The sequence below is a fragment of the Chromobacterium sphagni genome (genome assembly GCF_001855555.1).
In the GTDB taxonomy this organism is placed as follows: Bacteria; Pseudomonadota; Gammaproteobacteria; order Burkholderiales; family Chromobacteriaceae; genus Chromobacterium; species Chromobacterium sphagni.
In genome coordinates this window covers 1-9,000 of record NZ_MKCT01000054.1, presented here as the reverse complement: position 1 = coordinate 9,000, position 9,000 = coordinate 1, and the positions used below count along the sequence as shown (strand labels likewise).

Sequence of the window (9,000 nt, the reverse complement as noted above, 5' to 3'; positions counted from 1 at the left end):
GCGCCCCGCCTCACACCAGGCGGCTGCCGCTGGGCAGCGGCAGCGTAAACTCCGCCAACACCACATTGCCGGCCTCGTCATAGGCGCCGGTAACCAGCACCTCGGAACGCACGCCGGCTACGCGCTTGGGAGGGAAGTTGGAGACGCACAACACGCGCTTGCCTAGCAGGCTGTCCGGCGAATAATGGTGGGTAATCTGAGCGCTGGCGGTTTTCACACCCAGCTCGCCCATATCCACCGTCAGCACATAAGCCGGCTTGCGGGCCTGGACATTGGGCGCGGCGCCGACAATAGTGCCCACCCGCAGGTCCACCTGCAAAAAGTCGTCCCAGCTGATTTCGTTCACTTGCTCTCTCCTTGCCTTGAAACAGCCGCAGAGTATGGCAAGGGCCGGGACGCCCGCGCGCTCGCCAGGCTCCGGTCTAAGCGCGTCGGACTCTGCCCCGCGCGGCGCTGGGCGCGTGACCGAAGTGCAGGCGGTAAGCCGCGCCGAAAGCCGACGCCGATTGGTAGACCACCTGCAGCGCCACATCCAGCACGCTGTCGGGGCTGTCCCGCAACAGACGGCGCGCCCGCTCCATCCGCAGCCGGCACAGTTAGGCCATGGGCGTCAGCCCGGTTTCCGCCTTCAGCCGGGCGTGAAACTGGCTGGCCGACAGATGGCAGGCCGCCGCCAAGCGCGGCATTCGAAAATGACCCACAAGATGAATGTGAAAACGCAAAGGAGGGAGAGATGAAGCAAGCACCAACGCGGGCGGCGATCAGCCGCTGATTTTGAGCGACAAGCAAGGCTTTGACCGGCGCTGGTTCGCGCCTCAGCTGCAAGCCGTTTACGTGCCCACCCGCCACGAGCAGGCAGAGGAATATGTCGGCGCGGCGCTGAGCGAATATGGCCGCGATATGAAAATCGCCTCCGGCCGCCACTGTTACGAGAACTCCGTCTACAACCACAGCACCCGCGCCATCATCGACATGTCCGCCATGAACCAGGCGGGCTTCGATGCGGAACGCAATGCGTACTTTGTCGATGCCGGCTGTGAAAACTGGGGCGTGTACCGCGCCTTGCTCAATGGCTATGGCAAAACCTTGCCGGCCGGCTCCTGTTATTCAGTCGGGGCTGGCGGGCATATCACCGGCGGCGGTTACGGCCTGCTGTCCCGCTTGCATGGCTTGACCGTCGATCATTTAAGCGCCGTCGACATCGTCACCTGGGATGCGGCGCAAGGCCAGGCCAAATTGCGCCATGTTTCCGAGCAAAGCGGCGACCAGGCGGAACGCGATCTGTTCTGGGCCCTGCGCGGCGCCGGCTGCGGCAATTTCGGCGTGATTGTCCGCTATTATTTCGCCACGCTGCCGGATGCGCCCGACCATGCCACGCAGTTTACGCTGGCCTGGGATTGGGAGAAGATCACCAAACAAGCCTTCGACCAATTGTTGGACGAATACGCCGACTTCGTCGCGCATATGCCCAACACCGACTTCAGCTTGCTGAAGCTGAATCAAGTCGAGAACACGCAGATCGGTTTGCTGGTGCAAATCGCCTCGCCCGTCGGCGCCAGCTTCCAACAGCACTGCCAGCAGGCCGAGACGCGCATCCAGAGCCTGCAACAACGCTTTGCCGCCATTGCGCCCGCAACCGTTCTGCGCCGGCCGATGGGCGGCCATCCCGGCTGGATCAACACGCTGCACGCCAGTCTCAGCGCGCAACACTTGACCTATCTGGAAGCGCTGCAAACAGTAAACGGCTCCGGCCCCAACCAGTTTGGCAAATACAAATCCGCCTATATGAACAAGGGATTCCCGCAAAATCAAAAGGATGAGATTTATCGCTGGCTGCATGATAAACCGGAAGGGCTGGCGGCCGATGCTCTGGCGCAAAGCCTGCTGCAGGTGGACAGCTACGGCGGCGTGATCAACGAGCGCAGCAGCAGCGCCACCCCGGTGCCGCAGCGCAGCTCCATCATGAAGCTGCAATACCAAACCTATTGGAACAACGCCTCCGCGCCAGGGCAGCGCCATCAATCACGCCACCAGGAACAGGCCCAGGCGCACCTGGACTGGATCAATGGCTTTTACCAGGCGGTGTACGCCGAATATGGCGGCACGCCCAATCCGGAGCAAGACAAGAATGGCGTGGTGGACGGCTGCTATTACAACTACCCGGATTGCGAGTTGGGCACCCATGAGAACGGCCAGATCGATCAAGCCATGCAGCTGTATTTCAAGGAAAACTACCGCAGCGCGCCGCGCAACTTGGTGCAAGTGAAGCAGCGGTGGGACCCGCAAGACTACTTCCACCACGCGCAGTCCATTCCCATCAAGTAGGGTGCGTCACCCCACAGGGGCGACGCACCGCAAACATACCTCGCCTGATCAATATTTGAGAAAGTGGGAAACAAATAGTGCGTCGCCCCCTTGAAGTGGCGCACCCTACTCGTTCTTGCCAGCCATTGCCGCCTGCCCGTCACCGTGGTATAAAACCGCGTCGGAAAAGGCAGACTTGGTCTGGTAAGCCCAAGTCCTTTCGGTAACGAAAGCTCTGGTCTTTGGCCTCGCGCACAAGATCCCCGCGACGAACAGCAGACGCCGCAAGCGTCCAATCGTTCGTCCGTGCGGATCTGAAGATGAAGAACGCTCCGGTCGAACATCGACAATGGAGCCCCTCATGCACAATCATCATTCCACCCCTTACGACGTCATCATCGCCGGCGCCGGCGCCGTCGGACTCTTCCTGGCTTGCGAGCTTCGCCTATTCGGCCTTTCGGTCCTGGTGTTGGAGCAAGCAGAGGATTCACACTCTCCTTTGAAGCGTCTTCCGTTCGGCATGCGCGGCCTGTCGGTACCCACCTTTGAAGCCTTGCATCGCCGCGGCTTGCTGGACGAAATCGTCGCCGCGACGAATACGAACGATGCGGCCAAGCAGACAGAGGCAAGCGCGCATTGGATGCAAGAGCCGCGCCGCGCTGCCGGACATTTCGCGGGTATACCGTTCTATCTAGATGACATCGACACCTCGAATTGGCTTTTCCGTTTGCCAGGTCCAGCCGACACATCGATGGCGGTCACATTGGAGGTCTTCGAAACAGCCGTAGCACGCCGAGCCTCTGCTATGGGGGCGACGATTCTGCGCGGCGTCGGTGTCGATGGCTATCTTGCCTCAGGCGACGAGGTAACAGTTCACGCCGGCGGCGAAGTTTTTCGCGGACGTTGGCTCATTGGCTGCGATGGCGGCCGCAGCCAGGTTCGCAAGGCTGGCGGCTTCGAATTCCTTGGCACTGATCCCGAGTTTACCGGCTATTCCATCGACGCGGTGTTGGCTGACCCACACGCGCTGCAACCCGGCCGGCACTATACGCCGACTGGCATGTATACCTACGCGCGGCCCGGCGTGATCGCGATGGCCGAGTTCGACGGCGGCGCGTGCCATCGCAATCAGCCGCTCACTCTGGCGCACATACAAGCCGTGTTGCGCCGCGTGTCTGGAACAGACCTTACGCTGACCGATATTCGGCTAGCCACCACCTGGACCGATCGCGCCTATCAGGCGACGGCGTATCGCAGGGGGCGCGTGCTGCTCGCCGGCGACGCGGCGCACATTCACTCTCCCCTGGGCGGTCAAGGTCTCAATCTCGGGATCGGCGACGCGATCAACCTTGGCTGGAAGCTGGCCGCAACGATACGCAAAGACGCGCCGGCCGGACTGCTCGACAGCTACCACCATGAGCGGCATCCGGTTGGCGCGCGCGTGCTCGACTGGTCCCGCGCCCAGGTCGCGCTGATGCGCCCCACGCCAAGCACGCGGGCGCTCGAGGCCATCATCCGCGACCTGATCGCGACTCGCGATGGCGCGACATATTTCGCGGAGCGGGTATGGGGCGTGTCCCTGCGCTACGACCTTGCGGGCGAGCACCCATTGACAGGCCGCAGCGTGCCGGACTTCGAGTTTGAAGACGGGATGAAGATTGGCCACCTGTTGCGCAATGGACAGGGCTTGTTGCTGGATTTCAACCCAGCTGCGCCGCTTCGAACATGGATGAAGCGCTGGCAAGGGCGGGTTGGCTATGTCGCGGCCACGGTCAAAAACAATCTTGGCCTGAGCGCCGTTCTGGTGCGACCTGACGGCTTCGTGGTTTGGGCCAGCGAGACCTCGCCCGATGTGGAGGAAATTACGCCAATCCTGGCGCAATGGTTTGGCGAACCGAAAGCGTCCAGCGATCACCCGTAGGGTGCGTCACCCCAACGGGGCGACGCACCTCTAACATATTCCCGCCGAATCAACATTTGTGAGAATGAAAAAAACGGTGCGTCGCCCCTACGGGGTGACGCACCCTACGTGGCCGGCCATGGCGAGCATGCCCAAAACAGAAAAGCCGCCAGCACTGATGCCGGCGGCTTTTGCTTTCAACTCATCAAGGCTCGCTCAAGGGCTGATCGCAAAGAACACGAAAGAGGCGAAGATCACCAGATGCACGATGCCCTGCAAGATCGTGGTGCGCCCTACCGATAGCGACAAGGAGCATGCCACCAGCGTCAGCAGCAAAAATATGGTTTCCTTGATTTCCAAGCCCAGGATCAGCGGCTCGCCCATGAACACGAAAATCATCGCCACCGTGGGAATGGTCAGGCCAATCGATGCCAGCGCCGAACCCAAAGCCAGATTCAGGCTGGTCTGCACCCGGTCTGCCCTCGCCGCATTGGCGGCGGCCAACCCTTCCGGCAACAGCACCAGGGCGGCGATGATGATGCCCACCACCGCCGCCGGCGCGCCGGCATCCACCACAAAACGCTCAATCGACGGCGACAGCAGCTTGGCCAGGGTCACCACCGCTACCAGGCAAATCAGCAGCATCGCCACGGCCAGCATGGCCACCTTGTTGGAGGGCGGCGGCGCGTGCTCATTCTCGTCATGGCTGCCCTCCACCAGGAAATAATCGCGGTGGCGAATGGTTTGCACAAAAACAAAAGCGCCGTACAGCACCAGCGACACCACCCCGGTGAACGCCAATTGTGACGACGACAGCAAAGGCCCTGGCTGGCTAGTGCCATAGTTGGGCAGCACCAGCGCCAATACCGAAATCGCCGCCAGCACCGTCAATGCCGCCTTGGCACCGCTAAGCTGGAAATTCTGCTCGCGATGGCGCAAACCGCCCAACAGCAGGCAGATGCCGAGAATGCCATTGCAGGTGATCATGATGGCGGAAAAAATGGTGTCCCGCGCCAGCGCCAGCTTCTCCTCGCCCCCGCCCAGCATGAAGGAAATGATCAGCGCCACCTCGATCACCGTCACCGCCAGCGCCAGGATCAGGGTGCCGAAAGGCTCGCCCACCTTATGCGCCACCACCTCGGCATGATGCACCGCGGCGAATACCGTTCCCGCCAGCAAAATACCCAGCAGCGCCAAATAGAAAGCCTGCCCGCCCGCCGCCGACGACGCGGCGATGGCAGCCCAGGCCAATACAGGGGTGACAATGGTCCAGCGCGGAATCGTGCTATGAGTCAATGGATTTTCCTTATTTTGACGAACAGCCGCCTGCCCGGCATCGGAACCGCCAGGCCAGCCAAAGCGACCATTCTGAAAGATGAATTGAAAGCCAGCAGGAGAGCTGCCGTAGCCACAGCATAGCAGCATTAAGTAAATAGACCGCGACACGGCCAATGGGTTCAGGCTTTGTAAACAAACGGTGCGTCGCTCCGTCGGAAAGAACGCAATCGCCCCTCACTCCGAAGGCCCATCCACTCGACCAATCTCAAGCGACCTCCAAAGTAGGGTGCGTCACCCCGCAGGGGCGACGCACCGCCAACACATCTCGTCGGATCAACATTTGAGGGTATGCAACGCAAATGGTGTGTCGCCCCTACGGGGTGACGCACCCTACGAATCACTCATCCGCGACCCGCAGGCTCAAACGCTCCGCCATGCGTAAGTGGCAGGCCGCGGCCAGTTTCACCAGCTCGGTATCGCTGGCAGGCATGCCGTCCGGCACGGCGATCAACTCCGCCAGGGCATCCAGAGTGGCGACGGAGCTGTTCAGGCCCATCATGCGCCCGAGCGGGCGCTTCTGGCGGTTGTGCCGCTCGTAATCCAGCGTCACCAGCCAGCGCGTATGCTGCCAGCACGCCTCGCCGTTTTCCAACACTGCATCCAGCACCGCCCGGCTCACCTGCCGCGCCGCCTCCGCCGCCAGCGCCAAAGCCAGCTCCAGCTGATCCGCCGTCAACGCCTCCTCGCCCTCCCGCCGCAAAGCCGGCAGCAACTCTTCCTCCAACCAATGCCGAAACCGCCGCGCCGCCGGCTTGCGATAGCGCCGAATCGCCATGGCCACGCCGGTTTCGGACAGGCACACCACATCCTCCGCGCCTACCGGCAGGGTGCGGACTTCTTCTTTGTTGAGTTTGCTGAGCAGCGCCGCTGTGCTGCGGCACTTGATCGCCGCCGCGACGTCATCGGCGAAGAACCACAGGCCGTTGTGGCGATGCAGGAGATGGAAGGGTTTATCGAGGAAAGTAAATTCCCGCAAAGATGGGGGTGCGGGTGATTGGATGGACTGTGCCATTGGTAAAACTCCATGTGGGTATTAGCCACTGCCCCCTCGTCGCCAAACGGGGTGGCAGGCCGAAACGGGGTTGGCGAACCGGACACATGGACCCGGCAGACCCGTAGGTCTCCCCGCCCGGCCCGCCATGGAGTGCATGAGCGCGCTCAAGCGCGACAGGCATAGCTTCTATCAGCAATGTCTGCCATGTGTCCCAGGTCGCCAAACCTGATCGTGCTATTGAACACGACTCGACTAGGCTAGAACCCAGGCACAAGAGGGTCAAGGGTAAATGACGGCGGGAAGACTGGCAAGAAGATCAGCGGAAAAATACCTATACACTACAAAATACTTGATTCATTTCAAATTCAAAGAATTTATCGCTAGCTCCAGTGTCCGCTCAGCCTCTTCAATACCTACGGCTGACAAGACATGGCTTGGAATCAACCATGGATCAGACGAGGTCCGATGCAAGGAAGATAGGAAAAAATTATATATTGCATAATATGCGTATTCAGCTTTCTCAGAAAACTCAACATCACCATCTTGCAATGCAACTATAGGTTCGCGATAACATCCGCAGACTTGATGCATTAGCTCTATAGAATCAACAGAGTCCAATGCCTTCCTTGGAAGAGTGACATCAAATATTTGACTTGTGCCAGCAACACTCTCTCTATAAATAAAATTCTCAGGAATTAATTTCTCCCATACTTCCAGAGCCACCTCGCAAAGGAAAAGCTGGACATTTCGTTGGCTTTCTGGATTTAATTTAAAGTACTGTTCTACAACTGAATTCATTCCACACCACTCACAATTCTTATAACGTATCCACATCCCGCCCATCAGCGCAAGCCGGCTTCGAAGCCATTTTCAAGGTTTTAAGTCGCCGGTTGTTCGACGCGGCGCGACGGTAGCGCGCCGCTAGTTCCGGCGACTCCTTCAAAATGGCTTTGAAGACGGGGTTTCGCAGCGCTGCTGGGCCGCCTTTTCTTTCGTCTATTTCTTTTGGCGGAGCAAAAGAAATGGACCCGTCAAGCCGGGCGGAACCGGCGCCCAAACATCCGTCCGCGAAGCGGACACAAAAATTCCTACAAACCGATACAGCAAGAGTTGAGCTACATTGCACTCAGCCTGGCCACCAAGCCTATTCCGCAGCTTCCAAATACACCTTCAGCGCCCACGATGGCAACACCGTACTATTTAAATCATCAATCCAATTTAATTTAAAATTCATATAACTAAGGGAAAATGCTGCTCTAGAATTCTCCTCATACACTGAAAGCCCCTCGGAGTAATTGCCAAGCAAAAAGCTGGTTATCTACAGAAAGCCATCGACAAGTTCTAACAAAATCCCCATCAGGACTTGCCACCCACTCAGCAAGCCTCTTGAAATAAAGCCTACACCTATTTACAGCCATAGTGACCACATCCGCCGTCGCAGCTGATGTGATGCCCGAGCCCGCCATGAAATATACCTTACCACCCAGAACCAATGGAGCGCTTACTCCACTCCTTCTCATTTGATAAATTTCATCCCCCTCCCAAACCTTGCCTGGTAACACTCCTTTTAATTGCACCATTCTTTCAGGCCAATTACCGCAATAATCTCCACAATATCCAAATCTGCATACTCGACACCTCTGAGGTGCGAGCGCGCATCAATAAACAAAACTCTGTCCTCCTCAACAATGCAAAGTAAATGATCCCCCCTCTTTACAAAGTAGTCTCCCACCACCACGTCACCGTCTGAGAGATGGAAGTGCGACACTCCCAATCGGCCCACAGCCCATCCGTTCTATTACTTTTACGTCGACCACTTGTATCATTAAAGTTTACTAATCCTTGCCCTCGATATGGATTCACATCACCACCAGTCTCAAATATTCTTATTAGCCTATTTAATCCTGACAATGCCTCATCCGACAACCCAGAGACAGGAAATTTATCCGATAGAACAACCTTTCTAGGCCGGGGATCTACATAGCGCAGTCTGAAATCCAACCAACGGAGAAGTGGCAAGGAAAGATGATCCACCTCCCTCTCGAACTTCAACGAAAAAGCAGAAATCAGGCCCTGTGAAATTTGATTGAGATTTTCATAAAATATATTAGCTAGCTCTTCTTGATTTAGAGTACACATATCCCCTCCACGAAGGAAGTCAGCACAATATCAATGCCTAAAAGTCAAAAAATCATCACTCAAACGATGAGAGTTTAACCGCCAAGTATCGCTCTCTGGCTCTACAACCCGCAACTCAGCATTTGAAATTCATGCATCATCCTTTTGGCAACTTTTTCATCGCCCTACATGGTGATTTTTATCTTTTGACATCGCCAACCAAAATACAACTCCTTAACAGCAGCGGGATCAAATACCACATCAAGAAAGGCCTCATAGGTCTTTTTGCTCGCGCCGCCAAGCGCCTCCCTATGGCACACATTCTCACTCTTCCTCATAAGCCCAT

General features: G+C 57.7%; 8 protein-coding genes. 3 read left to right on the top strand and 5 right to left on the bottom strand.

Going from position 1 to position 9,000, the window contains the following annotated elements:
- Positions 1–10: 10 nt before the first annotated feature.
- Together BI344_RS25480 and BI344_RS25475 are read right to left on the bottom strand one after the other, a co-directional pair.
- On the bottom strand, positions 11–346 hold the full coding sequence (locus tag BI344_RS25480) for a tRNA-binding protein (protein WP_071114129.1): 336 nt from the start codon (positions 344–346) through the stop codon (positions 11–13).
- Between the two features lie 76 nt (positions 347–422).
- Positions 423–581, bottom strand: coding sequence for a helix-turn-helix domain-containing protein (locus BI344_RS25475; RefSeq protein ID WP_083339122.1), 159 nt, complete (start codon positions 579–581; stop codon positions 423–425).
- A 193-nt stretch (positions 582–774) separates the two neighbouring features.
- On the opposite strand from BI344_RS25475, the gene BI344_RS17490 reads away from it, so the two are divergent.
- Positions 775–2,325, top strand: coding sequence for an FAD-binding protein (locus BI344_RS17490; RefSeq protein ID WP_083370285.1), 1,551 nt, complete (start codon positions 775–777; stop codon positions 2,323–2,325).
- 340 nt (positions 2,326–2,665) lie between these two features.
- Positions 2,666–4,225, top strand: coding sequence for an FAD-dependent monooxygenase (locus BI344_RS17485; protein WP_071114130.1), 1,560 nt, complete (start codon positions 2,666–2,668; stop codon positions 4,223–4,225).
- A gap of 195 nt (positions 4,226–4,420) precedes the next feature.
- On the opposite strand, the gene BI344_RS17480 is transcribed toward BI344_RS17485, so the two are convergent.
- The 3 genes from BI344_RS17480 to BI344_RS24110 all read right to left on the bottom strand — a co-directional run bounded on the left by BI344_RS17480 (position 4,421) and on the right by BI344_RS24110 (position 7,334).
- Positions 4,421–5,500, bottom strand: a complete 1,080-nt coding sequence (locus BI344_RS17480; RefSeq protein ID WP_071114127.1) for a calcium:cation antiporter — start codon at positions 5,498–5,500, stop codon at positions 4,421–4,423.
- 379 nt (positions 5,501–5,879) lie between these two features.
- Complete coding sequence (locus BI344_RS17475) at positions 5,880–6,554, bottom strand: BRO-N domain-containing protein (protein WP_083370284.1); 675 nt, start codon at positions 6,552–6,554, stop codon at positions 5,880–5,882.
- 336 nt (positions 6,555–6,890) lie between these two features.
- On the bottom strand, positions 6,891–7,334 hold the full coding sequence (locus BI344_RS24110; RefSeq protein WP_139167067.1) for a hypothetical protein: 444 nt from the start codon (positions 7,332–7,334) through the stop codon (positions 6,891–6,893).
- 1,472 nt (positions 7,335–8,806) lie between these two features.
- On the opposite strand from BI344_RS24110, the gene BI344_RS24945 reads away from it, so the two are divergent.
- The coding region (locus tag BI344_RS24945) for a hypothetical protein (RefSeq protein ID WP_206600421.1) at positions 8,807–9,000 on the top strand (194 nt) is incomplete at its 3' end.

Excerpts from the sequence above, each read along its gene's own strand:
- BI344_RS25475 (WP_083339122.1), bottom strand. The coding sequence starts at position 581 with ATGGAGCGGGCGCGCCGTCTGTTGCGGGACAGCCCCGACAGCGTGCTG.
- BI344_RS17485 (WP_071114130.1), top strand. The coding sequence starts at position 2,666 with ATGCACAATCATCATTCCACCCCTTACGACGTCATCATCGCCGGCGCC.
- BI344_RS17475 (WP_083370284.1), bottom strand. The coding sequence starts at position 6,554 with ATGGCACAGTCCATCCAATCACCCGCACCCCCATCTTTGCGGGAATTT.
- BI344_RS24110 (WP_139167067.1), bottom strand. The coding sequence starts at position 7,334 with ATGAATTCAGTTGTAGAACAGTACTTTAAATTAAATCCAGAAAGCCAA.